Here is a 26866-nt window from a genome sequence, read left to right on the forward strand (position 1 = left end):
TGCAAATGAGCGTGCCCCAACCTGTATTGTATACCACTTTTCGCATACGTGACAATGCCCTTATTTACCTGTTAGGCCAGACACCTATAGTTTATGCATAAAAATGACCAATTGCGCATCAATTACAGTTTAGAACAGTGTCCCGCAATCACTTGGTATTGATCACCGATCAGCTGCCACACACGTGTGTAAATAAAGTCACCGCTGATCTTATCGTCCCCTTCCTGTCCTTCCAGGTGGATACGGGAAATTGTTACTGCTCCATCCTTTGTCGGTTTGATTTGCAAATCAAAACAAGATACTTGCGTGAAGCGCACAGCAAGTGTTCGATGCGCCTCCAAGTCCATATCCTTGGTCACATAGCTGCCCTCATGATTGATAAAAACAAGATCATCATGCAGAAAAGTATCCAATGCAAATATATCTCTCGTCTGCATAGCTTCCCTGAATTGCTGTTCCAAAAGTTCAAACTGATCCGGATTCGATACCTCTTCCGTCTGTTCAAGCTCTACTTGACCCTCTCCATCATCTGCATGTTCAAAACGTATAGGTCTCTCGAATTCATCTAGAGTGGATTCAATCTTAACTATGTGCGCAGTGGCAATATGTACGTCCCCAATCACGACAAAAGCTTTATTCATCATGCCTTGGTTATTCGTTATATGCTCCAGTATTTGCTGTTCAGGTGCTTCAGTTCGAATTTTCTCACCTGTTGATAACGTTATAATTGTTTCATTCATCAGTCGTCACTCCGTTCTATTTTCCTCCGTTATAATGCAGCTGCCTTAATTGTATCGCGATACAGGTACTCAAGGAAACGATATGGCCTGTTTTCGTATTCGCAAACAATAAGAAAACCTCCTATAACTGTTAAGAGTAAGCTTAAAAGGGAAGGGATAAACTATATATGTAAATCTGGAGGTGTACAAGTTGAGTAATGATACGCGCGAATACCGTACAGGACAAGGTGTACCTCAAACAGGTGTATACATCTGTCAGTCCGGTGAAAGAGTCGAAATAAAAGAAAATGATGTGTTTCCTGTATGCCCTGCTAAGGGTGAGGAAACAACATGGAAACATGAAGAAATATAAGGTGGTGCCGAGATTTTTCTCAGCATCACCTTATTTTTTATGTATATACTAAATCCCCTCTCAATTCCTTAAGCCAATTCAGCTTACATAAAACTAAGTCATGAAAGAACTAGCTTCGGATAGATTTTAAAGATTTCACCCTTAAAGAGGCAAAATAATATGTGCAGTTTCATCTAAACAATATATATAATCAAATTTGTAAGCGATATCATTTATTGTGACAGGGGGAAATATTTGATGAAAATTCTACTTGCTTGCTCTTCTGGAATGTCCACAAGTTTATTAGTATCCAAAATGAGAGATGCCGCTCGAGAAAAAGGAATCGAGGCAGAGATTTGGGCAGTGGCACAGGATAAGGCTGAATCCGACATGGAAAAAGCGGATGTACTGTTAATCGGACCTCAAATGAGGTTCCTCTTCAAAAAAATTTCAAAAGTTGCTGGTGAGAAAGGTGTACCAGTCGATGTGATCGACCCTATTTCTTATGGACGCATCGATGGTGAAGCTGTTTTGGATAAGGCATTAGAATTGATCCAAAAAAAGGTGTAATGAGGGGGAACCATTATGGGAAGTAAATTTACCGAGACTTTAGAAAATATATTATTACCTATTGCAGATAAGTTAAATAATAACCGGTATCTTGGCGCACTGCGCGATGGTTTTATGGTTGCTTTACCTTTTATTATTTTCGGTTCTCTTTTTGTAGTATTAGCGAACATTCCTTTCCTGGACAAAATAATCAGTGAAAATGCTCTAGCAGAATATCAAAGTATTTTAGGACCTGCTTCTGCCTCTACTTTAAGTATTATGGGTCTTTTTGTCATCTTCGGCATCGCCTACAAATTGACTCAGCATTATGAGTTGGAAGCTTTGTATGGCGGCTTCGCTGCACTGGCTTCTTTCATAATCTTAACACCTCAAGTTTTAGAAGGGGTTGCAGGGGTTATCCCTGCTTCAGCGTTAGGTGCTCAAGGTTTATTCCTAGGGATTTTCACGGCCTTTGTATCAGTAGAACTATACAGATTTTTTGTTAAGAGAAATTGGACTATCAAAATGCCTCAGGGTGTACCTGATGCTGTGTCGAAATCTTTCAGCTCCTTAATTCCACTAACTTTGACATTAACTTTCTTTTTAGCAATCCGCGCTATCTTGAGCTACACACCTTACGAAACATTACAGAATTTTATTTATACTCTTATTCAACAACCCTTAACTTCCTTAGGAAGCGGTTTGGTGGCAACAATTATCGCCGTTCTTTTAATACAGGTATTTTGGTTCTTTGGACTTCATGGACAGATTATTGTCAATTCAATCATGGATCCGATATGGATGACATTATCCCTTGAAAATTTAGAAGCATTTAATGCTGGTCTAGAACGTCCAAATATTGTTAACAACCAGTTTATAGATACATTCATTGTAGGAATGGGCGGAACTGGTATGACAATGGCAGTAATTTTAGGTATTTTCTTATTCACCAAGAGCAGACAATTAAAAAACCTTGGTAAGCTTGGTGGACCAGCAGCAATTTTCAATGTAAACGAACCTCTCATCTTTGGTTTGCCAATTGTCATGAATCCTATGGTGATCATTCCTTGGCTGCTTTCTCCAGTAGTTGTTACTATCGTCACTTACTTTGCAATGTCAACTGGACTAGTTCCGGTTTCAACTGGAGTACATGTACCTTGGACAACACCAATTTTCATTAGCGGTATGTTGGTTACGAATTCAATTGCCGGAGCAATCATGCAATTAGTGAACCTAGTAATTGTTGTACTGATCTGGCTGCCATTCTTAAGAATTCTCGATAAGCAATATTTCCAGACTGAGCAAACAACTGCTAAAGATCAAAAACAAGGACGGGATGATAAAATTGTCTAACAAAGTAATCAAAGTACCTGATAACTTCATTATTGGTGCAGCTTCCTCTGCCTGGCAAACAGAAGGTTGGACCGGTAAAAAGGATTTTCAGGACTCCTATTTGGACCTTTGGTACAAAAACAATAAGAATGTCTGGCATAATGGCTATGGCCCGGCTGTAGCAACCGATTTTTATAACCGTTACAAAGAAGATATTCAATTGATGAAACAAATTGGGCTTACTCATTATCGAACTTCTATCAATTGGGCCAGGTTTTTAGTGGATTATGAAAATGCCATAGTTGATGAAGAATATGCTTCTCATTATGAAAACGTAATAGATGAATTACTCAACAATGGCATTGAACCGATGATTTGCCTCGAACATTATGAGCTTCCAGCTGTTCTTTTTGAAAAATACGGTGGCTGGGGTTCGAAACATGTTGTGGAATTATTTGAGAAGTATGCAGAAAAGGTTTTCAAGCGATACGGCAGCCGGGTCAAACATTGGTTTACATTCAATGAACCAATAGTTGTACAGACCCGTGTTCATTTAGACGCCATTCGCTGGCCCTTTGAGCAAAATACAAGAAAATGGATGCAATGGAATTACAATAAATCTTTAGCTACAGCAAAAGTTGTAAGGCTATTCAAGCAAATGCAGTTAAAAGAGAAATTCGGTGCGAAGATTGGTAATATCATTAATCCTGAAGTAACATATGCAAGATCCTCTGCAGAACATGATCAAAAAGCTGCACGTATCTATGATTTATTCTTTAATCGTGTATTTTTAGATCCTTCTATTAAGGGAGAGTTTCCATCAGAATTATTTGAACTAATGGAGAAACATGATATCACGTTTGACTATACGGAAGATGAATTAAGACTTATTAAAGAAAACACAGTAGACTATGTTGGTTTGAATCTTTACTTCCCTCACAGGGTGAAAGCAAGAACTGCAGCATGGAACGAGGATACACCTTTCCATCCGGAATATTATTATGACAAGCACGAATTAACAGGGAAAAAAATGAACCCATATCGCGGTTGGGAAATTTATCCGCAAATAATGTATGATATCGCACTTCGAATGAAAGAGGAATATGGCAACATCGAATGGTTCGTTGCTGAAAATGGTATGGGTGTTGAAAATGAACATCGCTTTAAAAACGAAGATAATATGATTCAAGATGATTATCGCATTGAGTTTATCAATGAACATTTACAATGGTTATTAAAAGCCGTTGATGAAGGAGCCAACTGCACAGGTTATATGCTCTGGGCATTTACAGATAATGTTTCACCAATGAATGCATTTAAAAATCGGTATGGTCTAGTTGAAATCAATTTAACTGAAAATCGTAACCGCAGCCTAAAAAAATCGGGTTATTGGTATAAAGAGCTGATCGAGTCGAGACAGCTTGAAGTTTCAGAAGAAGAATATAAATAAGTGACGGACAGACTCAATGCAAAGAAGGAAAATATTATGAAGAATTTTTTGGCTATTGATATAGGTGGAACATTCGTCAAATATGGAGAAGTTTCAGAAAACGCTGTAATCTCTCGCATAAATAAAGTGAAAACACCAGACTCCCTCCAATCTCTATTAGATTTTATCCAGCATTTAAGTCAATCATTAAGTAATATTTCAGGTATAGCCGTTAGTTGTCCTGGCGCTGTTTCTGATGATGGAATCATTTACGGATCCAGCGCTGTTCCTTATATCCATGGCCCTAATATGAAACAGCTTATAGGAGAAAAAACAGGTTTGCCTGTATATCTCGAGAATGATGCAAATTGTGCGGGCTATGCTGAGATTTGGGATGGAAACGGCAAAGGAAAGAACGATGTTTTAGTAATGGTAATTGGTACTGGGATTGGCGGAGCTATTTTTAAGAATGGCAGTTTACATAAAGGAGCCAATTTACATGGTGGCGAATTTGGATATATGCTGCTCACTGACACTATAACAAATAGCGATGATGTCTGGAGCAGGCTAGCATCCACTAAAGCTTTAGTAAAAAAAGTTGCTACTTTAAAACAGATCGATCCGTATGTTTTATCTGGAGAACAGGTATTTGAATTAGCTGAATCTGGCGATGTTGAGGTATCCAAAATTGTGGAGGATTTCTATCACCTTTTAGCAGTCGGAATATATAACCTGCAATACATCTATGATCCTGAAGTGATATTAATTGGCGGGGGGATCAGCCAAAGAGCAGACCTGATTGAAAAAATCAACCAAAAGCTAGATCTTATCATAGGGAAAATCGACTTAGCTAAAATCAAACCTAGTATTGCTACATGTAAATTTGCACAACATGCTAATTTGTTAGGCGCTGTATATGGCTATTTAAAGTCTAATGAGCATCGTAGATAAGTCTTATATTGGAGGTTATTGAATGGAAACGATGGAAGAAATATCATTTCAAATCATTCTTTATGCAGGAAACGGTAAAGCAAATGCAATGGAAGCGATACAGGAAGCAAAGCAAGGAAACTTTGAACGTGCAGATGAATTGATCAAAGAAGCTGGTGAAGAATTAAGTAAAGCTCACAGTGTTCAAACAAAGCTGTTACAAGAAGAAGCAAACGGTAATGGGAACATTATTAGTGTATTGCTGATTCATTCCCAAGACCATCTAATGACAGCAATGACCGTTCGGGACCTGGCAGTAGAATTTATAGAACTTTATCGTTTTAAATAGCAGCCAATAGATGGAGGTTTATAAATGCAATTATCCTATACATTCCCCGAGGGCTTTTGGTGGGGCAGCGCTACTTCTTCTACACAAATTGAAGGTGCTGCAAATAAAGATGGAAAAGGTAAAAACATCTGGGATCATTGGTATGAATTAGAATCAAACCGTTTTTTTAATAACGTCGGTCCTGAATCTACATCTGATTTTTACCATCGCTATAAAGAAGACATCCGTTTGATGAAGCAAATTGGCCATAATTCATTCCGAATGTCCATCTCGTGGTCACGTCTGATTCCAGCAGGTCGCGGAGAAGTTAACCAAAGAGCCGTTAGCTTTTACAACTCTGTAATTGATAACTTGATTGATAATGGTATAGAGCCATTTGTTAATCTCTATCATTTCGATATGCCGCTTGATTTGCAAAATGAAGGCGGCTGGGAAAGCCGAGAAGTTGTTGAAGCATACAAAGACTATGCGAAAATATGCTTTGATTTATTCGGTGATCGAGTTAAAAAATGGTTCACTTTCAACGAACCTATTGTTCCGGTTGAAGCAGGTTATCTCTATAATATGCATTATCCAAATGTAGTTGATTTCAAACGAGCAGCACAAGTAGCCTATAATACAATTATAGCAAGCGCAAAAGCAGTCGAAGTTTATCGTTCCCTTCCATTTGAGAAAGGAAAAATAGGTATTATACTTAATTTAACACCTTCCTATCCTAGAAGCAGCCACCCTACAGATTTAAAAGCCGCAGGTATTGCAGATTTATTCTTTAATCGCTGCTTCCTGGATCCGGCAGTACTTGGAAAATATCCTCCAGAATTAATTGAGATTATCAAAGAATATAGTGAGCTTCCGACTATACTTGATGGAGATTTAGATTTAATAAGAAATAATACCGTGGATATTCTTGGCGTGAATTATTATCAACCTCGCCGTGTAAAAGCAAAAGAATATACTGTTAATCCAGAAAGCCCACTTATGCCAGAATGGTTTTTTGATAGATACGAAATGCCTGGCAGAAAAATGAATAAATACCGCGGTTGGGAAATTTATGAAAAAGGCATATTCGATATATTGATTAACTTAAAAGAAAACTATGGAAACATAGAATCCTTTATCTCCGAAAATGGCATGGGTGTCGAAGACGAAGAAAGATTTATACAAAATAAGCAAATTCAAGATGATTATCGAATTGATTTTATTCGTGAACATTTAAAATGGCTGCATAAATCTATTGAAGAAGGCTGTAATGTGAAGGGTTATCACCTATGGACTTTCATGGACAATTGGTCTTGGATGAATGCTTACAAAAACCGTTATGGATTCATTTCCGTAGATATTGAAACAAAGGAACGCACTTTAAAGAAAAGTGCTCAATGGTTTACCGAAGTTTCACGCAATAATGGATTTTAGCCAAGAAAGCAGAATATCATAAGCGATAATACTATCAAGCGGTTCTGGTTCAGTTTGAGCCAGAACCTTTCCAGCACGAAAATAGAAAGCGCTTTCTCATAAATGTAGGAGTGGTGATTACAAAATGTTAACAAAAAGAGGCAAAATTATACTAAAGCAATTGATGTCTCTTGAAACACCGATAAGTGGAAAGTATTTGGCCAATCATAATCAAGTAAGCATCCGCACCATAAGGGAAGATGTAAAAATATTGAACTCGTTAATAAATGACCACGGTGCAACCATCGCATCTATTATGGGTAAAGGTTATCAGCTTCATATTATTCACGAGAAGCAATTTTATAAATATATCCGTTCTATAACTGGAGACCTAGAACTTCAATATACGCCAAGTCAGCCAGAAGACCGTGTATCCTTTATAATAAAGCATCTACTCATGAGCGAACATTATGTGAAACTTGACGAGATTGCGGATTTATTATTTGTTAGCAAATCCACTGTTCAAAATGATTTGAAAATCGTTAAGGAGTCTCTTTCAAAATATAATATCCAACTCACGTCCCGACCAAATCATGGCTTGAAATTATCAGGAAACGAATTGAAAATGCGGTTTTGTATGTCTGAGTATTTATTCAACAGAAAAGCAGAAGGCAATCATTATTTACTGAGTGAGCAATTTATGTCTGAGGAAGAACTCCATACAGTTAAGAAAATCCTTTTAGAAAAAATCAATATGCACCATATTCCTTTATCTGATATAGCCTTTCATAATCTGTTGATTCATATTTCAATTGCTATTAACAGAATTAACTTTAATAACTACGTTAAAATATTTAAGAACGATCTAGATGACATATTGGACAAACATGAGTATATTGTCGCCAAAGAAATCGTAAAAGACGTTGAGAATACGTTTGATGTTACTTTCCCAAAGGAGGAAATTGCCTATATTGCAATTCACTTGCTGGGAACGAAGATAGTTGCAGATTCACATGGAAATAAGGCAGTTAAAGGGCTTATAGAAGAAAGGATCGGTCAACTAGTAGACTATGCCCTTCAAAAAGTAGAACAAGAACTGAACCTGGGAATCAACGAAGATGATGAATTAAGAATGGCTTTAGCATTACATTTAAAACCCGCCATTAACCGATTTAAATATGGAATGAATATTAGAAATCCAATGTTGGACGATATAAAAAAGAATTACCTATTATCTTACGAAGCCGCTGTAATAGCAGGTAAAGCCATTGAGGCAGCCATAGAATCTAAAATAGACGAGAATGAGTTGGGATATATTGCCTTACATATAGGAGCTGCCATAGAAAAAAACAAGTTGAAAAAGGGTCCGAGTCGGTGTTTAGTTGTTTGTGCTTCCGGGTTAGGGACAGCAAAACTTATATTTTATAAACTCAATAACTACTTTGGCCAATCTCTTGATGTTGTTGGTACAACGGAATACTACAAGCTTAATCAATATGACTTAACTGATATTGATTTTATTATCAGTTCTATTCCTATTCAGCAAAAATTGGCTGTCCCGGTAATCGAGGTTAACGCAGTATTAGGAGAGGAAGACCTGCAAAAGATAAAGAGACACTTCCTCACAAAAAAGGAAAAACATCAAATCTACTTTCCTGAGAATCTTGTATTTTTAAGAGAAAAGTTCACATCTAAAGAAGAAGTTCTTGCATTTCTAAACAGTAAATTAGTGAAAGATGGGTTAGTTGATGATACATTTCTCGAAGCAGTTTATGAAAGAGAAAAGATCGCTCCTACTGCATATGAAAATCTAGTAGCTATACCTCATCCTATATCACCTCAATCCAATGAAACAATTTTAGCCGTATGTACATTGGAAAAAGCTATCATGTGGAATGATAAACCCATACAATTTATAGGACTACTCTGTGTTAAAAAGAAAAGTATGGAGGACTTGCAGTCTCTATATGATATCCTATTAAAAATAATTGAAAACAGATCCATTGTGCAAAAACTGATCAAAGCAAAAACATATAGTGAATTCATTAAATTGTTGTAAGGCAATGTTATTTTATCGCATTGCCTTACTTATAAACATATTCCACTCATATTTCTATACAGGAACTAATGCAACGGATCCTGCAAAAAATCACCTCCCACCTTCTCCTATCCCAGCTGTATCCATATATATCACATCACAGCTAACTAATCCTCCTATTAATCGAGCCAGATATCGATCGTAACACTTCTGCTGTTGCATAAAAAAGAGCCTGGAACGTTTAAATGTTCCAGGCTCTTCTACAATACAACTTCGGATTAACTAATGCTTTTGAAAGCATCATAGCGTGACAATAATCGGACCATTCTTAGTAAGGATAATCGTATGCTCCACTTGAGCAACATAGCTTTTTTCTGTAGCATATGTCCAACCGTCTTCTTTTTGGAATACTTCTTCCTCAGAAGTTGAGATAAATGGCTCGAATGCGATAACCATCCCATCCTTCAATAATTCATCATCAAATGTATCCTTGTAGTTATAAATATGGTCTGGTGCTTCGTGAATGGTGCGTCCAATACCATGTCCTGTAAGGTTTGTGATAACAGTTAAATCATTCTGTCTTGCTGTTTGGAATACTGCTCTTCCAATTCCGCTTTTTTTGGAACCTGGTTTTGCTTTCTTAAGGCCTGCTTCAAATGCTTGTTTAGCCACATCGCATATCTTCGTTAATACTTCTTCTCCTTCGCCTACTACAAAAGAGATTCCCGTATCTGCGAAGTAACCATTCTTTGAGCCAGAAACATCCACATTAACAAGATCCCCCTCAGAAATAACGCGACTTCCCGGAATACCATGGGCCACTTCATCATTCACACTAATGCAAGTATGGCCTGGAAAATCATATTCACTTTTCGGAGCGGAAACTGCACCTTCTTTTTCAAACATCTCTCCGGCTATATTATCAAGTTCTTTGGTCGTAATTCCTGGAACCGTTCTTTGTACCAATTCGTCTCTGATCGAGGCAACAATTCTGCCAATTTCTTTCAGAGCTTTAAAGTCTTCTTCTGTTTTTGCAATCATTTTTTCTACCCCACTTTCTTTATCCCGCTTTAATTTTATACAAAAATCGTCATTTTATCATTGTATTCTATACCGAAACGAAAATGATGAATTAAACTTAAATAGAAACAAAAAGGCTTCGAAACACTGTAATCAGCATTTCAAAGCCTTTTTTCCATCCAATATGTAAGGATGGAGACGGTGGGAGTCGAACCCACGTCCAAAGATAACGGCACTCAGGCATCTACGTGTGTAGTCGTTATATTATAGTTCGCACACGCTTCGACCTAACGACAGGCTTTCAGCGAGGCTAGCTTGATTGTCTTCTTCCGATTATCCGCAAGCCGAGAATAATGGCGTAGCCCACTTAAGTTTGAGACCCTCAAATCTGCCACATGGGCGATAGCAGCAAGGATCCTCCAGTGCTACTTACGCAGCTGCTAGAGAGTAGTTGTTGTTAGTTTTGCCAGTTATATTTAGGCGTAACGTTTTACGAGCCGTAACCTCGACACGCAGCCTGAGCTCGAACTATCCCTGTCGAATCCGTAACGTCCCCATGATAATGGGAGCTACAGGAAGTAACCCGTTCAATCAGGATAATCAAATCCCAGACAACTTCCATTATATCATCTTTATTAGAAAATGCAAGTTTAGTAATCGCGGTCGCGCACAGCACGATCTACGTCACGTTTCATCTGCTTTTGCTTGAGGTCTTCACGCTTATCGTATTTCTTCTTCCCTTTACCGACACCGATCAATATCTTCGCAAAGCCATCCTTTATATACAGCTTTATCGGCACCAGGGAATACCCTTGCTGCTGTGTCTGACCGATCAGTTTATCTATCTGTTTGCGATGCAATAGCAGCTTTCTAGTCCTTGTCGGATCATGATTGAATCGGTTTCCCTGCTCATAAGGGGAAATGTGCATATTGATGATACGGACTTCGCCGCGGTCAATCCTAGCAAAACTATCCTTTAAATTCACCCGCCCTGCACGGATCGACTTGATCTCGGTACCTTGCAAGACGATACCAGCCTCGATCGTCTCTTCGATCGCATAATCGAAATTAGCTTTTTTATTCTGTGCGAGTACTTTACCTTGTCCCTTAGCCATAGACTTCTTCCTCCTAACTACGAGCTTTATTTTATCAGAAACTGTATGATAATCCTAACGATTCAAATACTGAAACGGGTATACACAAGTGATCCCGATTGATTGGAGTGTACATACATGACAACCATTAGACAATTGACAATAAATGATTACCGGGCAGTGCTCAACATGCAGACCGGTATTGAGGACGACTATGTACTCCGGATCTTCCCTCAGCTGATCGAGAATCCAGCCCAAACCTTATTCGGCTTGGAAACAGAAGAAGGTATTGCTGCATTGGCGGGAGTGTATCGTTTACCGAACGGAAATGGAATTCTCGGCCGATTGCGGAGTGATATTCGTTTTCATTCCAGAGGAAATGCTACTGCTTTGCTGCAGCATATTATTGCCTTTTGCGAAAATGATCCAACGATGAATTGGGTCGGTGCGATCACCCGCAAGTCCAATCTTCCTGCTCAGAGGGTACTGGATAAGCTCCATATACATGCTGAGAGCTCCTTTATCAGTCTGCTGATGGAAGCGCCTGAGAAGTTTGTCAGCCCATCTGCTGCACCATGGGAATTGATTGAAGGAACAGAGAATAAGCGAGCCGCCATCGAACAAGCTGCTGTTGATACAAAAGCCGCTTTCTATCCATTTGAGGCATATTTCCCGATTCCTTATGCTTCCGCTATATTAGAGGATGCATATATAGAAAAGCTGGCTGTATTCCGTGATCCTGATTCCAGCCGCGTCATGGCAATTCAAGAAGACCATAAAGGCATGGATATAGCTCAGATCCAATATCTCTGGCCAGATGTGTTTCAGCAAGACGGCTTATGGGCTGCTGTGTTCAACTATCTCAAACAATCGGACAAGCCGCTGGTACCGCAGCTGGATGTGTCATCCGAAAATGCCTCCAGCATACCGGCAGCCTTTAGTGGCAGCTTTATGGAAGATGATGATCCTTGGCTCATTTACGGAAGATATATCAGATAACAAACGCCCCGACTATGAAAGTCGGGGCGTTTGTTGTTTATGGTCTTTTCCTTGTATTGCGTTTTTTGCTCTTCTTCCCTCTTGCCGGCGGTTTCCGCTTTCCTTTGTTCTTCGGCGGGCGATGATCACCCGGCTTGTTTTTCTTTTCGGCTTTGATAATAGTTGGACGGTCTCGATTCTCACGCGGCTTGCGCGGCTTCATGCCTACTACTTCAAAGTCGATGACACGCTCTTCAATATTCACCTTCACAACACGAACAGTGATTTCATCACCGATGCGGAATTGGTTACCAGTACGTTCTCCTACCATCGCATAACGCTTATCATCGAAGTGATAGAAATCATCTGTCAGGTAACTGACATGAACAAGACCTTCAATCGTGTTCGGCAGCTCGACAAACAATCCGAAGCCTGTTACGGAACTGATGACGCCATCGAATTCCTCACCGATCTTATCCTGCATATATTCAGCTTTTTTCAGATCATCCGTTTCCCGCTCTGCATCGACAGCAGCACGTTCGCGTTCTGACGACTGTCTCGCGATTTCAGGCATCCGTTCTTTCCAATGATCCTGTGTCTTTTTATCCAGCTGATTGTTGACAATATACGTGCGGATAAGTCGATGCACGATTAAATCGGGATAACGGCGGATTGGCGAAGTGAAATGCGTATAGAATTTCGTAGCCAAACCAAAGTGACCCAACCCTTGCGGATCATATTTCGCCTGCTGCATGGAACGCAGCATAAGTCGGTTGATGATCATTTCTTCCTGTGTTCCTCTTACCCGTTCCACGATCTTTTGCAGGGTCTGCGGATGAATATCCGAAGATGACCCTCTGACTGTATAGCCCAGGCTCGTAATGAACTCGAAGAAGTTCTGCAGTTTATCTGGGTCCGGATCAGTATGGATTCTATGAATGGCCGGTACATCCATCCAATGGAAATGTTCCGCTACAGTTTCATTGGCAGCCAGCATGAATTCCTCAATCAGCTTCTCTGCTACAGAGCGCTCCCGAAGGATAACATCAATGGCCTTTCCTTCCTCATCGACAGCAACCCGCGCTTCTGGAAAATCGAAGTCGATTGCTCCCCTGTCCATACGCTTCTTACGAAGGATAGCCGCTAGGTCCTCCATTTGCTGGAACATCGGGACAAGATCCGAATATCGTTCTTTCAGCTCTTGATCATCCTCCAGCAAAATTCGGTTCACTTCACCATAGGTCATCCTTTCATTCGTCTTGATGACACTTTGGTAAATCTCATGTTCCACCACTTCTCCCTGCGGTGTGATTTGCATATCACATGTCAAGGTTAGGCGGTCTACTTGTGGATTCAAGGAACAGATACCATTGGAAAGACGGTGAGGGATCATCGGTATGACACGGTCTACTAGATAAACACTAGTTGCTCGTTCCAAAGCTTCTTCATCAATAGGAGAGCCCTCTTCCACATAATAAGAGACGTCCGCAATGGAAACAACAAGACGATAGTTCCCATTCTCAAGACGGCTGACAGAAACTGCATCATCCAAATCCTTTGCATCTGCTCCATCGATTGTAACAGTCATCATATCTCTGATGTCCCGACGGTTCTCTATCTCGGCAGGATCGATCGTATCTGGTGTATTTGCTGCCTGTTCCAGTACTTCTGGCGGAAACTCAGTAGAAATACCATGCTTATAAATGATGGACAGTATATCAATGCCAGGATCATTCTTATGACCAAGTATTCGGATGACTTCGCCTTCGGCACTCATGCGTCCTTCTGGGTACTTTGTGATCCTAGCAATTACTTTGTGGCCGTCAGTCGCTCCGCCTGATGCACCGCGCGGTATGAAAATATCATTCGGGATACGTTTATCATCGGCAATAAGGAAGCCAAAACGGCCATTATCTTCATACGTACCGACTACCTCCTGTATTGCTCGCTCCAGTATCCGAACAACTTGTCCTTCTTGACGCTGTCCGCCTTCAGCCTGATTCTCGATGCGTACCAGCACTGTATCATTATTCATGGCAGACTGCAGATCGGAGTAGTGGATATAAACATCAGCCACTCCCTCTTCCTCTGGTATGAGGAAAGCAAAGCCTTTCGCATGCATCTGGATCTTGCCTCGTACGAGGTTCAATTTCTCAGGCAGTCCGAAGCGGTTGCTTCTTGTCCGCACTAGCTGTCCTTCTGCTTCTAGTTCATTCAGCCCTTTGACGAGGACAGTGAATTCACTTGTATCATCGAGCGCCAATTGCTCCTCGATTTCTTCAACGGTTAATGGTTTAGCCGCATTTTCTTTGAAATAAGCCAATATTTTCTGTTTGATTTCTTCCATTATTGCTTCACCTTCTTTTCGGCTCTTTTTTCATCTAGTATGAACTATTCCCAATCAAGCGATTCGAGAAACTGATACACATCTTCATGCAGCTGTTCCTTTTCTTTCCCCATCGTAATGACGTGAGAAGAGTTTTCGTACCACTTGATTTCCTTCAAATCTGACTCTGCGTGCTCATAAATGAAATTCGCACTGTCTGTATTGATCATTTGGTCTTCTGTTGCTTGCACAACGAAGAGTGGTGCATAGATTTCATCTACATGCTTGCTCACATCGGTGATAAAAGCACCAAGGCGCTGAAACATGTCTGATGTTTCTGGTGCTTCCATCAATTCAGCTAATTCCTGCTCTATTTCCTGATTATCTTTACCTTGCAGCTGTTTATGTTGTCTTGCATATAACTTGAATCCTTTGTTCAACTGGGTTTCGTTATCAAAGAACATTGGTGAACACATCGTTACAACGCCTTTTACCGGATAGGAATAAGCGAGTTTTAAACTAAGCACCCCGCCCAGGGATAAGCCGGCAACTGCGATTTTTTCATAGCCTTTATCCTTCAAATGCTGATAAGCAGCTTGGACATCCTCCCACCATTCATCCGAATTGGAGGAAACGATATCATCAGGTGTTTTTCCATGCCCGCGATAAATCGGAGCGTGCGCTGTGTACCCTTTACCAGCTAGAAACCGGCCCATCATCCGTACATCAGCTGAATGACCAGTAAAGCCGTGCAGCAGCAGAACAGCGCGATCTCCCTCTCCCTCAAATGTGAACGGCTCTGGCTGTTTCATTGTGACCATATGTATCTCCCCTGTTATTTCTATATTATATAGTAGATTTCCGCACTAGTTTTCCCTTTATCGGGAATAAATAATCCCCCACCACAGAAGTTGTGACGAGGGATGAAATTGGCTATTCGATTATTGCAGGACGTACGCCAAAAGGAACGTCAAAATGAAAAGGATTACTCCTGTTACAATTGTTCCACGATGGAGGAACAAGTCCAGTCCACGGGCTTTCTGTTTACCGAATAATTGCTCTGCTCCGCCAGATATCGCTCCTGACAAGCCTGCACTCTTACCAGATTGTAAAAGGACTAGCGCGATTAGCGCAATGGCATCGATTATCAATAGAACTACTAAAGTTGTTTGCATCCCAGCACCTCCTATAACAGCAAATACCTGTGTCAACTGTAGCATATGTGTCAGATAATTGGCAAGATGTTCTTGTCCAATCGACGATATGCGACAAAATTATGAACTATTTTTACGAAATATGAATTTTAATGAAGTTTTTTGAACTTTTTTGGTTGCAAGGTGAAACCGTTTCCTTTATAGTGTACTTAAGTTCAGGAGGAGGTCATGGAAATGCTTACACCTGAGCGGCAGAAAATGATTTTACAGATGCTGCAAGAGCAGCGTGTTGTAACTATTCCAGAGTTCGTGAAGGCAACTGACGCCTCCATCTCGACAATACGCCGAGATCTTATTGAACTGGAGAAGCAGAAGCTGCTGCAGCGGGTTCATGGCGGAGCGACGATTGTATCATCATTAAGCTACGAAATGAGCTATACGGAGAAGGAAACCCAAAACCAAACCAGCAAGCAAAAAATCGCCGCTTATGCTGCAAGCCTTGTCGGTGAAGAAGAATGCATCTTCTTGGATGCAGGTACGACGACATTTCAGATGATTCCTTTCTTAACAGGCAGAAATGTAACCGTCGTCACAAACGGTTTGACACATTTGGATGCACTATATGAAAAGGATATCACCGTGTATGTAACCGGCGGTTTAGTAAAGGATAAAACGAGAACTTTGATCGGCAGAGGTGCAATGACAGCACTTGCCCAGTATCGTTTTGATAAATGCTTTCTCGGAACCAACGGTGTTCATCCGGAGAACGGCTATACAACACCAGATCCGGAGGAAGCTGCCATTAAACGCCAGGCATTGCTTCGATCAGATGAGGCTTTCGTTTTAGCTGACCGCAGCAAGCTGGACAAGACAACCTTCGCCCATATAGCGGATCTGACAGAAGCGAAACTTATCGTCGACACTGTCAGTTCAAAACAGCAGACTGCTTACAAGAAACTTACATCAATAAAGGTTGTGGACCCATGAATTACACATGTACGCTGAACCCATCCATTGACTACATCATGCATGTGGCCGATTTCAAAGCAGAAGATTTGAACCGTGCTACACAGACAGCTTATTTTGCTGGCGGAAAAGGTATTAACGTTTCCCGCTTGCTGAAACGACTTGATGTGGATACAACGGCATTAGGATATATCGGTGGTTTTACCGGTGCCTTCATCAGGGAAACCCTTGAAAGTGCTGGAATTGCACATCAGTTCATTGAAATAAATGAACCGACACGCGTAAATGTTAAGCTGAAGTCAGGCGGAGAAACAGAAATTAACGGTCCTGGACCGTCCATCACAACTGAACAGCTTGCTTTGCTTTTCGGACAGATCAGAAGCCTAGGCAAACAGGATGCCCTGGTTGCGGCAGGCAATGCACCTGGCTCCGTTCCAGCTGACATCTATGCGAGAATGGCTGATATCTGTGAAGAAAATGGAACTAGATTCATTGCTGATACATCGAGTGCGGCACTTCGTGATTTAATCGGCAAGAAGATGTTCCTCGTAAAACCTAACCACCATGAATTAGGAGAGCTTTTCGATACAACCATCTCTTCTATTGAAGATATCGTCAGCTATGCCCGGAAGCTGCATGAAACAGGCATCGAAAATGTCATCGTTTCCATGGGAGGAGAAGGTGCCATCTTCGTGAACAGAGATCATGCCTGGAAAGCAGAGACACCAAAAGGAACAGTTAAGAACTCTGTTGGTGCTGGCGATAGTATGGTGGCAGGCTTCCTGGCCGCATATGAAAAATCAGGTGATTACGAACAAGCTTTCACCTACGCAGTAGCAGCAGGAAGTGCTACGGCATTCAGTGATGACCTCGGCGAGAGACAATATATAGAAGAATTAGTCAGCCAAGTCAAACTCACATCTATTTAAGAGGGGTGTTAATCATGCGCATTACAGAACTACTAACAAAAGATACCATCATCTTGCAGCTCGGGTCTCAATCAAAAGCAGATGTGATCGAGGAGCTTGTTTCCAAACTGGACCAAGCTGGCAAATTGAATGATAAAGCAGGATTCAAAGACGCAATCCTTGCACGTGAAGCACAATCTACGACAGGAATCGGTGAAGGAATTGCCATTCCGCATGGTAAATCCGCTGCTGTTAAAACACCAGCCATCGCCTTCGGCCGTTCTAAGGAAGGCTTGGATTATGAAGCATTGGACGGACAGCCATCCCACCTATTCTTCATGATTGCTGCTTCAGAAGGTGCAAACCAGACGCATCTGGAAACATTGTCCCGACTCTCTTCTTTCTTAATGGATAGCACGTTCCGGTCTCACATTGAAAATGCAAAGACTGAAGAAGAAATCATGAGCATCATCGATGCGAAGGAAAAAGAAGAGCTAGGTGAAGAAGAAGCACAAGAAAATCCTGCTGTAGAATTGGCACAGGATGCACCAGGCACACAAGGTAAAGTACTTGCCATCACTGCTTGCCCTACAGGTATCGCACATACGTTCATGGCTGCGGATAAGCTGAAGCAGACAGCAGCAGAGATGAATGTTCCTATTAAAGTCCAGACGAATGGAGCCGGCGGAGTTAAAAACCGACTTACAGATGAAGATATTAAAGATGCAACTGCGATCATCGTTGCAGCTGATGTCAATGTAGATCTTAGCCCATTCGAAGGCAAGCACGTTCTGCAAGTACCAGTTGGACGTGCACTGAAAATACCGAAAGAACTGATTGAAAAAGCACTTGCCCAAGATGCACCAGTTCATCACAACAACGGTCGCAGCACAGAAACAGCAGCTGAGGGCGGACAAAAGAAAGAACAGCGTTCCGGATTCTACAAGCACATCATGAATGGTGTTTCCAACATGCTCCCATTCGTTGTCGGCGGTGGTATACTGATCGCACTCAGCATCCTATTCGGAGAATTGTTCCCGGACAGCCGCTTTGCTGAAATGCTCAATGAAATCGGAAGCAGCCAAGCGTTCTTCCTGATCGTTCCTGTACTTGCTGGTTTCATCTCAAGCAGTATTGCTGACAAACCTGGTTTCGCACCTGGGGCTATCGGCGGTTTGATTGCTGTCACCTATGGTCATGGCGATGCAACTAGTTCCGGATTCCTCGGCGGTTTAATTGCTGGTTTCCTAGCAGGTTATGTGACACTTGGTATTAAAAAAGCACTATCTGGTCTTCCAGCTGTATTAGAAGGATTGAAAACGATCCTCTTCTTCCCTGTACTAAGTATTTTCATTACAGGGATGATCATGCTATTGATCAATCCATCTTTGACGCAAGTATATGTAGCACTTTCTGACTTCCTTGAAGGCCTTGGAGGTACGAACTTAGTATTGGTAGGAATCGTTCTTGGTGCCATGATGGCAATTGACATGGGCGGTCCGATCAACAAAGCTGCTTACACATTTGGTATTGCAATGCTTGATGCTGGTAACTTGGAATTCATGGCTGCTGTTATGGCCGGTGGTATGGTACCACCGCTTGGACTTGCACTGGCAACTTCCCTATTCCGTCATAAGTTTACAAAACAGGAAAGAGAAACAGGTAAGACAGCATACGTACTGGGCGCATTCTTCATCTCAGAAGGTGTCATTCCTTTCGCAGCTGCTGACCCGCTTCGCGTCATTCCAGCGACAGCTATCGGTGCTGCAGTAGCAGGAGGTCTATCAGCCTTCTTCGCAATTGGCCTGAATGCACCACATGGCGGCATTATTTCAGCAAGTTTGGTAGAAGGAAACCCATTGCTTTACTTCCTTTCCATCATTATCGGTTCTTTTGTCACAGCTATTATTGTAGGACTGTTGAAAAAAGACCTAAGAAAAGTATAAAATAAGATAGAATGAAAGCATTCACAAAAATAGGATGAAAGCATTCACATAAAAATTCTTTGGAGGTATTTACCATGGCAGAAAAAACAATGACTATCACAGATGAGACTGGCGTACACGCTCGTCCGGCAACAATCTTAGTAAATAAAGCGGGCGGTTTCAAATCCGATATCCAGCTTGCATACAACGGAAAAAGCGTTAACCTTAAATCTATCATGGGTGTTATGAGCCTAGGTATTCCACAAGGTGCTGAGATCACAATCTCCGCTGAAGGCGACGATGCAGAAGAAGCAGTCAACACAATTGCGGAAACAATCAAAAGCGAAGGCCTAGGAGAATAATTCCGATGAGCATGATAAACGGAATTGCAGCTTCAAATGGTATTGCAATTGCAAAAGCATACCATTTAGCTGTACCAGACCTCTCTTTCGATAAAACAACTGTTGCGAATGCGGAAGAAGAGATCAGCCGTTTGGATGCTGCCCTCGAGATCAGCAAAAAAGAGTTGGAGAAAATCCGCGAGAATGCCCGTGTGTCACTTGGCGACGAGCATGCCGAGATTTTCTCGGCTCATTTGCTTGTATTGGCAGATCCCGAACTGATCAATCCAGTTAAAGACAATATCCGCAATAACAACATCAATGCAGAAGCTGCTCTTGACGAGACAGCGACAATGTTCATCGACATGTTCCGCAGCATGGATAATGAATATATGAAGGAACGCGCGGCTGACATCCAGGATGTTACGAAACGCGTTATGGCACATCTGTTACAGGTTTCCTTCCCGGATCCTGCACTTATAGACGAAGAAGTTATCATTATCGCTGAGGACCTGACTCCTTCCGATACGGCACAGCTTAACAAGCAGTTTGTGAAAGGGTTTACAACTGATATCGGCGGACGTACTTCCCACTCTGCTATCATGGCCCGCTCTCTTGAGATTCCTGCTGTTGTCGGTACGAAGTCAATTACATCTTCTGCCGCTAACGATGTGATGATCATTGTTGATGGTATTGAAGGTACTGTCATCATTGACCCGACCGAGGATGAACTAGCAGCATACAAAGCGAAACAAGAAGCTTTCGAACAGCAAAAGCAAGAATGGGCGAAGCTGAAGAACGAACCTACTATTACAACAGATGGCGTGCACGTAGAGCTTGTTGCTAATATCGGTACACCAGAAGACGTTACTGGCGTTCAAAACAACGGAGGCGAAGGCGTTGGCCTTTACCGCACAGAATTCCTTTACATGGGTAAGAGTGAGCTTCCAAGTGAAGACGAACAATTCGAATCCTATAAAGCTGTTCTTGAAAACATGGGAGACAAGCCTGTCGTAGTTCGTACACTAGACATCGGCGGCGATAAAGAGCTAAGCTACTTGCAGCTCCCTAAAGAAATGAATCCGTTCCTAGGCTACCGTGCTATCCGCCTTTGCCTGGAGCGTGATGATATCTTCCGTGTGCAGCTTCGTGCCCTACTGCGTGCGAGCGTATACGGCAACCTGAAGATCATGTTCCCAATGATCGCTACATTGGAAGAGTTCCGCCAAGCAAAAGCAATCCTTCTGGAAGAGAAAGAAAAACTTGTTGCAGATGGCGTATCAGTCTCTGATTCTATCGAGATTGGTATCATGGTTGAGATTCCTTCTACAGCCGTTGCTGCGAAGCAATTCGCGAAGGAAGTTGATTTCTTCAGCGTTGGAACAAACGACTTGATCCAGTACACAATGGCAGCTGACCGCATGAATGAACGCGTTAGCTACCTGTACCAGCCTTACCACCCAGCTATCCTGAACCTTGTGCATAATGTCATCGAGGCAGCACATGCAGAAGGCAAATGGGCTGGTATGTGCGGTGAGATGGCAGGCGATGCAATCGCAATCCCGCTTCTTCTCGGCCTTGGCCTTGATGAATTCAGCATGAGTGCAACAAGCATCCTGCCAGCAAGAACACAAATCACGAAGCTTTCTAAAGCAGACATGCAAGAGCTAAGCCAACAGGCATTGACTCTAAGCACTGCTGATGAAGTGGAAGAGCTTGTCCGTCAGAAGACAGGTCAATAAAAAACAGCTCTCCGTATTGGAGAGCTGTTTTTTTATCGTTTACTTTCTGTTTTTTCCTCCAAAATCTGACGAAGCTCCTTCATATCTTCTTCCGATAAATCATCTTCTTCAATAAACTGTACCAGCATCGATTTCATCGTTCCTCCATAGATTCGGTCGATAAATGATCTAGTCTCAGCACGCTGACACTCTTCCTCGGCGTAAAGCGGATAAAATGTATATACTCGTTGTTCTTTATTCACGCCCACTACGTTCTTTTTTGTCAGTCGGTCAAGCAGAGTGCGAATCGTTTTAGGTTTCCAATCCGCTTTCCCCTGAAGGGAGGTAACAACCTCATTTGCTGTACGGGGGGAATTATCCCAAAGCACTTTCATTATTTCCCACTCTGATTCTGAAATATTTGGTACATTTTTGGTCATGGTTATTCCTCTTTCTTATTTATATATACCCTTTTCCTTCAATATTCTCAGTGTGATTTCTGCAGCATTGCTCCCGGTCGCATCCCCATCTCTAATGTTCGTTGCAAAGAAATAGGTATCAATTTTTGTTTCCACAAAGCCAATGAACCAGCCGTTAGCTGCCTTTCCGTTAACAATACCTGTTCCTGTCTTGCCATAGAGGACGACTCCATCCTTTACTTCCAGCTTTATTGATGTCTTGACTGCCTCAATATTTTTTGGAGTTGCACTAAATTTATTTTCATATAAATTATGTAGTAATTCCACCTGTTCAAAGGGAGATATTTTTAACGTGGATTCCAGCCAAAAGTCCTCTATCTTACCAGATACATCCTCATTGCCGTAATGGTATTCTGATAACATCCTTTTGATGGTCTGCTTCCCGACCTGCCTATCGACATTCTGAAAGTACCACGTTACGGAATACTGCATTGCAGATTGTAAGTCCTGGCTTGCATTCCAACTCTTATATTCGTAATTGTTTCCGTCCCATTCCATATCTGTGGATACTGGTTTCATTACTCCCGCTTCTAATGCTGTTAAGGCACTGTATATCTTATAAGTGGAATTGGGAGAAACCCTTTTAACGCTTTGCTTCTTATTATGGATATAATACTTGTCTTGTTTCATGCTGTATAAAACAAAACTGCTGTTATCGCCTTTAAGATATGTACTGACATTCGCTTCCGCTATATTTTTTCTGCCTATTGTATACTGTTCATCCGTTAGGACAGCTGCATAAGCAGGCACCTGAAAAGCAACGATAAGGCCCAGTACAGTAAATATAGCAAGGCTTTTTACATGAAGCCTCTTGGAAGTAAGACGTCCTGACATAATATGTATCAGACGTTTCTTAAGATGCTGCTTGGTACTTCTAATGGAAGTGGTATGTTGGTCGACCATCGACCATCTCGATTTCTCAGCAAAGTGCAATATTGTCCGTCCATAATCAGTTTTCTCCTTTTCATCGGTCAAACAGCGTAAAACAGCAGCATCACAGGCAATCTCCCGATCTAATCGCATTTCCTTCATCGCGTACCGCACAAAGGGATTAAACCAGTGAATGACTCCCCCTAGCAAGAAGAGATAATTCCAGTGCACATGTCTGCTCTTATAATGATGCAGTTCATGAAGCAGGATATGCTTCATTTCTTTGGACGAACTACCGCTTTCTCTTGGGAGAACCACACAGGCACGGAACAAACCAAAAATGAATGGTGCTGACACATCAGCTGATTGCTTTAGCTTAATTTGTTTCCGTATGTTCAGCTCCATTTTACATTTTTGAAACAACTCGATTACCTTTTCATCTTTGATAACCTCCGCCTTGTTTACTAGGTGTATTACTTTCATCTGTGTGAATAGAAGAGCCGATACACTAACAGCCACTCCTGCTATCCAGAGGCCGCTGGTTAGCTGGTCCAAACTTGAACCATCTATTCTTGTGACGGAATTTCCGAAATCATTAATCCATCCAGTTCCGGTTGTATCTGATAAAGCAAAACTACCCACATCACTCTTATCAGTGTTTGTGAAAGACGTAGGCTGTTTCATACTGAATCGCTTCAGCGGCAGGAATGGCAGGAATAACGTGCCTAACAGAAAAAACCACAAATAATACCGCCAAGCCGGAGCCAGCTGCGAATTCAGATACCTTCGGATAAATAATATGATCCCAACTGTTACGGAAGCCAACGTCATTGCCAGCAGCAATTGAACAAATGTCATTCTTGCTCTCCCTTCCCCTATCTTCATAATTTTTATTGTACAGTTGACAGTTATGGATTACAAGTGTAATAATGACTACAATCGTAATCCAAATCGGAGAGGGAGAAGAAAGTTGAAACAGTATACCTACATATTCTTTGCATTTTGTTTTCTTTATATAGCGGCGGGGTGTTCGGGTGATGCCGGCGAAACCAAATCAACGGATGTCATCATATCAAATGACAAGGCATCATTTAGCAGCTTAGAAGAGACATACGATGCCCGCCTGGGTGTCTTTGCAATTGATACTGGCTCCGGAAGGACAGTAGCATATCGAGAAAACGAACGCTTTGGTTTTGCTTCCACTCATAAGGCATTATCTGTTGGCGTCTTATTGCAGCAAAAGTCAATGGAAGACCTTAATAAAAGAATCATGTTTACGGGTGATGATCTTGTAAACTACAATCCTATTACTGAAAAACATGTGGATTCTGGTATGACTTTGAAAGAGTTGAGTGAGGCATCTATCAGTTACAGTGATAATACTGCTGCTAACTTAATATTTGAAGAAATCGGTGGTCCAGAGGGATTTGAAGAAGGATTGCGAAAGATTGGAGATCAAGTGACAAATTCCGAGAGCATTGAACCGGAACTGAATAATACAGTACCAGGTGAAACACGTGATACCAGTACTCCAAAAGCAATGGCAGAAAGCCTTCGTGCTTTTGCGCTAGAAGATCACCTAGCTGCAGATAAGCGCCAGCTTCTTATAGATTGGCTCAAAGGAAATACGACTGGTGATGCACTTATACGGGCAGGCGTTCCAGAAGACTGGGAAGTCGGTGACAAAACCGGTGCTGGATCTTACGGCACAAGAAACGATATTGCTATTCTTTGGCCTCCTGGTGAAGAACCTATTGTATTGGCCATTATGTCCGACTGTGACGAAGCTGATGCAAAAGCAGATGACGATTTGATTGCACAAGCAGCTGAAGCAGTTGTCACATCTCTTTCGGCAACTGAATAAAAAAATACAGAGCCAGCGAGCAATGCAACTGGCTCTGTTTCTTTTATTCAAAGTATTTGCTGGCTGCTTCCAATGTTGTCTCCTTTGCCTTGATAATGACTTCTTCCGCTTTCATCTCATAGTACTCCGGTCGAAACAGCTCTACAGTCGCCGGTCCTTCATAGCCCTTTTCCTTCAACACAGATAGTATTCCTTTTAAATCTATCACTCCATGTCCAGGCCATACTCGATCTTCGTCTACAAGGCTTCCGATCGGAAAATCCTCTGTATCGTCCATATGAAGAATGAATATCTTTGATATATCTGCCTGTTTCAATGCTTCTATGCTGGAATTCATTGCATGGAAGTGGAAACAATCCAATACTAAACCAACATTCGAATTACCGACTGTTTGTACGATATCGTAAGCTTGCTCGAATGTATTGATTGTACATTCCGGGTGTCCGACAAATTCCAATGCAAGCTTAATACCGTACGGTTCTGCAAGACCGGCTAGTTCATTCAGTACCTCCACACTGCTTGCTTTGATATCTTTTTTAAGTATTTTATCCTTTGTAACCAGCGGAACCACAACAATATAAGGCACATGCAATTTATCGGCATATTCCAGCATCTGTTTGAATTCGTTCAGCAATTGATTATAATCATCTTTGCTGCGATTATTAAAGTATACTAGAGCGTTTAATGCCAAAGGTTTGATATGATTTTCTTTGAAATAATTTGATAGATCCTCCAGCGAATGCTGTTCCAAGTACTCCGGCAGCTTATCCATTGTGCGGATTTCTATATAATCATAGCCTTGCTGTTCACATATATCGAGGTCAGTTGCTAGATTTGAATTTTCCAATGTTGTAGCCTGATTAAAACCCAGTTTCATTATAATCCTCCTATTACTACATCTTCTGTAATGTATATTCCAATTATCTTAATAGCTAGCTTCTGCTGCTTCTTCCTTACTATAGAAAGCAGGCATGCTTCCTAGCTCTATCGGCTCTCTCTGACCGGATTCCTGTGCCTTCAGACATGCATCAGATGTAACTGCAGCTACATATCCTTCCCAGGCAGAAGGACCTTGCAGTGCCTCTTGCTTGGCCACCTGATTGATAAAAACCTGTATTTCCTTATCATAGGCATCTTGAAAACGCACTTTCCAATCCTGTAAGACGTCGGTGCTTTGTTTCCCGTTATGCCGTATTTTAAGACTTTCTGTCTCCGGAAGGCTCACGATTCCTTCTTCTCCAACTATTTCACATTGGATGTCATAGCCGTATTTAATATTAACGGACACTTCTGCTTGGATAAGTACTCCGGATTCCGTTTCAAGTAAGATGACTTGCGGATCACGCAGATGTGGGAGAGCATGCTTATTCTTTCGTGGATATAGGATTTGTACAGAGACATAGTTGTCCCCTAACAGCCAGTGCAGAATGTTTATTTCGTGGATCAAGGTATCTGTAATCGCCATATCTGTGGTGTAGGCTGCATCAACTTCTGGAGCACGATGCGCGCATTTGACCATCAGCGGTTCCCCTACTAGTTTGGAATCAATGGCTTGTTTCAGCTGCTCATAGCCTTTGTCGAACTGCCTCATAAAGCCAACTTGCACAATACGTTTACCATATTCCATTTCATCCTGCATGATTGTTTGGCAGCCCTTTGCGGTAACGGAAAGAGGTTTTTCACAGAAGACATATTTTCCTGCTTCTATTGCTTTACGTACTGTTGCTTCATGCGCTGGTCCGATGCTTGTAACGAATATCGCATCCACTTCCTCTGCATCTATCAATGTCTGATCGTCCGGATAAAAGTTAGCTTTGATTCCCAACTCAGTAAGAGCCTCTTCTGCAGCTGCTGGATTAACATCTGTAACGGCCGTAATCTTCGCTCCAGATAATCTTTGTTCTACTCTATTCATATGCTCTTTTCCAATAGCACCTGTTCCAATTACTCCGATTCTAACTGTCATATGATGATTCTCCTCCTTAATGGCATGTTTTCCTCCGATAAGGAGGTCATGAGCTAGCATATGTACTAGTACATGCTCTGTCCTGATTTATAGGTATGGCTTCTAATTCTAAGAAAAGAATTTCTCCCTCTTCCTATACCCGATTTCGTGCCCTGGAACACAAG

The 26866-nt window shown here is 41.6% G+C and carries 25 protein-coding genes and 1 other RNA gene; 15 read left to right on the top strand and 11 right to left on the bottom strand.

The window, feature by feature from the left end; all coding sequences use genetic code 11:
- Positions 1-122: 122 nt before the first annotated feature.
- On the bottom strand, positions 123-740 hold the full coding sequence (locus tag CHH91_RS15725) for a nuclear transport factor 2 family protein (RefSeq protein ID WP_095224386.1): 618 nt from the start codon (positions 738-740) through the stop codon (positions 123-125).
- Positions 741-930: 190 nt separating this feature from the next.
- On the opposite strand from CHH91_RS15725, the gene CHH91_RS20650 reads away from it, so the two are divergent.
- The 8 genes from CHH91_RS20650 (at position 931) to CHH91_RS15760 (ending at position 9111) form a co-directional block, all read left to right on the top strand.
- A complete protein-coding gene (locus CHH91_RS20650; RefSeq protein WP_176465818.1) occupies positions 931-1092 on the top strand; it encodes a hypothetical protein in 162 nt (53 codons plus the stop codon).
- Positions 1093-1326: 234 nt separating this feature from the next.
- Positions 1327-1641, top strand: a complete 315-nt coding sequence (locus CHH91_RS15730; RefSeq protein WP_095224387.1) for a PTS sugar transporter subunit IIB — start codon at positions 1327-1329, stop codon at positions 1639-1641.
- A 15-nt stretch (positions 1642-1656) separates the two neighbouring features.
- Entirely contained in the window at positions 1657-2973 is a 1317-nt protein-coding gene (gene celB / locus CHH91_RS15735; protein WP_095224388.1) for a PTS cellobiose transporter subunit IIC, read from the top strand.
- The gene (locus tag CHH91_RS15740) at positions 2966-4402 is read left to right on the top strand and encodes a glycoside hydrolase family 1 protein (protein ID WP_286160807.1); all 1437 of its coding nucleotides are present in this window, start codon (positions 2966-2968) and stop codon (positions 4400-4402) included. The genes celB and CHH91_RS15740 overlap by 8 nt, the downstream gene beginning before the upstream one ends.
- A 36-nt stretch (positions 4403-4438) precedes the next feature.
- Entirely contained in the window at positions 4439-5332 is an 894-nt protein-coding gene (locus CHH91_RS15745) for an ROK family protein (protein WP_176465819.1), read from the top strand.
- 22 nt (positions 5333-5354) lie between these two features.
- The gene (locus CHH91_RS15750; protein WP_095224390.1) at positions 5355-5660 is read left to right on the top strand and encodes a PTS sugar transporter subunit IIA; all 306 of its coding nucleotides are present in this window, start codon (positions 5355-5357) and stop codon (positions 5658-5660) included.
- Positions 5661-5684: 24 nt separating this feature from the next.
- On the top strand, positions 5685-7073 hold the full coding sequence (locus tag CHH91_RS15755) for a glycoside hydrolase family 1 protein (RefSeq protein ID WP_095224391.1): 1389 nt from the start codon (positions 5685-5687) through the stop codon (positions 7071-7073).
- Between the two features lie 124 nt (positions 7074-7197).
- The gene (locus CHH91_RS15760; RefSeq protein WP_095224392.1) at positions 7198-9111 is read left to right on the top strand and encodes a BglG family transcription antiterminator; all 1914 of its coding nucleotides are present in this window, start codon (positions 7198-7200) and stop codon (positions 9109-9111) included.
- A gap of 279 nt (positions 9112-9390) precedes the next feature.
- Here CHH91_RS15760 and map read toward each other — a convergent pair whose 3' ends face one another.
- The 3 genes from map to smpB form a co-directional block, all read right to left on the bottom strand.
- Entirely contained in the window at positions 9391-10131 is a 741-nt protein-coding gene (gene map, locus CHH91_RS15765; protein WP_095224393.1) for a type I methionyl aminopeptidase, read from the bottom strand.
- A 169-nt stretch (positions 10132-10300) separates the two neighbouring features.
- Positions 10301-10666, bottom strand: a transfer-messenger RNA (tmRNA) gene (gene ssrA, locus CHH91_RS15770).
- A gap of 94 nt (positions 10667-10760) precedes the next feature.
- Entirely contained in the window at positions 10761-11225 is a 465-nt protein-coding gene (smpB, locus tag CHH91_RS15775; RefSeq protein WP_095224394.1) for an SsrA-binding protein SmpB, read from the bottom strand.
- 117 nt (positions 11226-11342) lie between these two features.
- Here smpB and CHH91_RS15780 point away from each other — a divergent pair, with 117 nt between their 5' ends.
- The gene (locus tag CHH91_RS15780) at positions 11343-12203 is read left to right on the top strand and encodes a GNAT family N-acetyltransferase (RefSeq protein WP_095224395.1); all 861 of its coding nucleotides are present in this window, start codon (positions 11343-11345) and stop codon (positions 12201-12203) included.
- 37 nt (positions 12204-12240) lie between these two features.
- Here the strand turns inward: CHH91_RS15780 and rnr are convergent, their stop codons facing one another.
- The 3 genes from rnr to secG all read right to left on the bottom strand — a co-directional run bounded on the left by rnr (position 12241) and on the right by secG (position 15683).
- A complete protein-coding gene (rnr, locus tag CHH91_RS15785) occupies positions 12241-14529 on the bottom strand; it encodes a ribonuclease R (protein ID WP_095224396.1) in 2289 nt (762 codons plus the stop codon).
- A 44-nt stretch (positions 14530-14573) separates the two neighbouring features.
- Positions 14574-15329, bottom strand: a complete 756-nt coding sequence (locus CHH91_RS15790; RefSeq protein WP_095224397.1) for an alpha/beta hydrolase — start codon at positions 15327-15329, stop codon at positions 14574-14576.
- A gap of 120 nt (positions 15330-15449) precedes the next feature.
- The gene (gene secG / locus CHH91_RS15795) at positions 15450-15683 is read right to left on the bottom strand and encodes a preprotein translocase subunit SecG (protein ID WP_038564772.1); all 234 of its coding nucleotides are present in this window, start codon (positions 15681-15683) and stop codon (positions 15450-15452) included.
- A gap of 213 nt (positions 15684-15896) precedes the next feature.
- On the opposite strand from secG, the gene CHH91_RS15800 reads away from it, so the two are divergent.
- The 5 genes from CHH91_RS15800 (at position 15897) to ptsP (ending at position 21544) form a co-directional block, all read left to right on the top strand.
- The gene (locus tag CHH91_RS15800) at positions 15897-16649 is read left to right on the top strand and encodes a DeoR/GlpR family DNA-binding transcription regulator (protein WP_095224455.1); all 753 of its coding nucleotides are present in this window, start codon (positions 15897-15899) and stop codon (positions 16647-16649) included.
- A complete protein-coding gene (pfkB, locus tag CHH91_RS15805; RefSeq protein ID WP_095224398.1) occupies positions 16646-17557 on the top strand; it encodes a 1-phosphofructokinase in 912 nt (303 codons plus the stop codon). The genes CHH91_RS15800 and pfkB overlap by 4 nt, the downstream gene beginning before the upstream one ends.
- Positions 17558-17571: 14 nt before the next feature.
- Positions 17572-19482, top strand: coding sequence for a PTS fructose transporter subunit IIABC (locus CHH91_RS15810; RefSeq protein ID WP_095224399.1), 1911 nt, complete (start codon positions 17572-17574; stop codon positions 19480-19482).
- A gap of 74 nt (positions 19483-19556) precedes the next feature.
- Entirely contained in the window at positions 19557-19823 is a 267-nt protein-coding gene (locus CHH91_RS15815) for a phosphocarrier protein HPr (RefSeq protein WP_038564763.1), read from the top strand.
- 5 nt (positions 19824-19828) lie between these two features.
- Positions 19829-21544 (top strand): phosphoenolpyruvate--protein phosphotransferase, encoded by a 1716-nt coding sequence (gene ptsP / locus CHH91_RS15820; protein ID WP_095224400.1) that lies wholly within the window; start codon positions 19829-19831, stop codon positions 21542-21544.
- Between the two features lie 32 nt (positions 21545-21576).
- Here ptsP and blaI read toward each other — a convergent pair whose 3' ends face one another.
- Together blaI and CHH91_RS15830 are read right to left on the bottom strand one after the other, a co-directional pair.
- Positions 21577-21963, bottom strand: a complete 387-nt coding sequence (blaI, locus tag CHH91_RS15825; RefSeq protein ID WP_095224401.1) for a penicillinase repressor BlaI — start codon at positions 21961-21963, stop codon at positions 21577-21579.
- Between the two features lie 15 nt (positions 21964-21978).
- Positions 21979-23730 (bottom strand): BlaR1 family beta-lactam sensor/signal transducer, encoded by a 1752-nt coding sequence (locus tag CHH91_RS15830; RefSeq protein WP_176465820.1) that lies wholly within the window; start codon positions 23728-23730, stop codon positions 21979-21981.
- A gap of 112 nt (positions 23731-23842) precedes the next feature.
- Here CHH91_RS15830 and bla point away from each other — a divergent pair, with 112 nt between their 5' ends.
- On the top strand, positions 23843-24736 hold the full coding sequence (gene bla / locus CHH91_RS15835; protein WP_483372408.1) for a class A beta-lactamase: 894 nt from the start codon (positions 23843-23845) through the stop codon (positions 24734-24736).
- 43 nt (positions 24737-24779) lie between these two features.
- Here bla and CHH91_RS15840 read toward each other — a convergent pair whose 3' ends face one another.
- Together CHH91_RS15840 and iolG are read right to left on the bottom strand one after the other, a co-directional pair.
- Positions 24780-25613 carry a sugar phosphate isomerase/epimerase family protein gene (locus CHH91_RS15840; RefSeq protein WP_095224404.1) on the bottom strand — a complete coding sequence of 278 codons (834 nt, stop codon included), beginning with the start codon at positions 25611-25613 and terminating at the stop codon, positions 24780-24782.
- 48 nt (positions 25614-25661) lie between these two features.
- A complete protein-coding gene (iolG, locus tag CHH91_RS15845) occupies positions 25662-26702 on the bottom strand; it encodes a bifunctional inositol 2-dehydrogenase/D-chiro-inositol 1-dehydrogenase (protein WP_095224405.1) in 1041 nt (346 codons plus the stop codon).
- Positions 26703-26866 lie beyond the last annotated feature (164 nt).

The sequence above is a fragment of the Virgibacillus sp. 7505 genome, from assembly GCF_002272135.1.
Lineage (GTDB): Bacteria > Bacillota > Bacilli > Bacillales > Amphibacillaceae > Terribacillus.

Coding starts and splice junctions, on each gene's coding strand:
- CHH91_RS15725 (WP_095224386.1), bottom strand. CDS start 740: ATGAATGAAACAATTATAACGTTATCAACAGGTGAGAAAATTCGAACT.
- celB (WP_095224388.1), top strand. CDS start 1,657: ATGGGAAGTAAATTTACCGAGACTTTAGAAAATATATTATTACCTATT.
- CHH91_RS15745 (WP_176465819.1), top strand. CDS start 4,439: ATGAAGAATTTTTTGGCTATTGATATAGGTGGAACATTCGTCAAATAT.
- CHH91_RS15750 (WP_095224390.1), top strand. CDS start 5,355: ATGGAAACGATGGAAGAAATATCATTTCAAATCATTCTTTATGCAGGA.
- CHH91_RS15755 (WP_095224391.1), top strand. CDS start 5,685: ATGCAATTATCCTATACATTCCCCGAGGGCTTTTGGTGGGGCAGCGCT.
- CHH91_RS15760 (WP_095224392.1), top strand. CDS start 7,198: ATGTTAACAAAAAGAGGCAAAATTATACTAAAGCAATTGATGTCTCTT.
- map (WP_095224393.1), bottom strand. CDS start 10,131: ATGATTGCAAAAACAGAAGAAGACTTTAAAGCTCTGAAAGAAATTGGC.
- smpB (WP_095224394.1), bottom strand. CDS start 11,225: ATGGCTAAGGGACAAGGTAAAGTACTCGCACAGAATAAAAAAGCTAAT.
- CHH91_RS15780 (WP_095224395.1), top strand. CDS start 11,343: ATGACAACCATTAGACAATTGACAATAAATGATTACCGGGCAGTGCTC.
- rnr (WP_095224396.1), bottom strand. CDS start 14,529: ATGGAAGAAATCAAACAGAAAATATTGGCTTATTTCAAAGAAAATGCG.
- CHH91_RS15790 (WP_095224397.1), bottom strand. CDS start 15,329: ATGGTCACAATGAAACAGCCAGAGCCGTTCACATTTGAGGGAGAGGGA.
- secG (WP_038564772.1), bottom strand. CDS start 15,683: ATGCAAACAACTTTAGTAGTTCTATTGATAATCGATGCCATTGCGCTA.
- CHH91_RS15800 (WP_095224455.1), top strand. CDS start 15,897: ATGCTTACACCTGAGCGGCAGAAAATGATTTTACAGATGCTGCAAGAG.
- pfkB (WP_095224398.1), top strand. CDS start 16,646: ATGAATTACACATGTACGCTGAACCCATCCATTGACTACATCATGCAT.
- CHH91_RS15810 (WP_095224399.1), top strand. CDS start 17,572: ATGCGCATTACAGAACTACTAACAAAAGATACCATCATCTTGCAGCTC.
- CHH91_RS15815 (WP_038564763.1), top strand. CDS start 19,557: ATGGCAGAAAAAACAATGACTATCACAGATGAGACTGGCGTACACGCT.
- ptsP (WP_095224400.1), top strand. CDS start 19,829: ATGAGCATGATAAACGGAATTGCAGCTTCAAATGGTATTGCAATTGCA.
- blaI (WP_095224401.1), bottom strand. CDS start 21,963: ATGACCAAAAATGTACCAAATATTTCAGAATCAGAGTGGGAAATAATG.
- CHH91_RS15830 (WP_176465820.1), bottom strand. CDS start 23,730: ATGACATTTGTTCAATTGCTGCTGGCAATGACGTTGGCTTCCGTAACA.
- CHH91_RS15840 (WP_095224404.1), bottom strand. CDS start 25,613: ATGAAACTGGGTTTTAATCAGGCTACAACATTGGAAAATTCAAATCTA.
- iolG (WP_095224405.1), bottom strand. CDS start 26,702: ATGACAGTTAGAATCGGAGTAATTGGAACAGGTGCTATTGGAAAAGAG.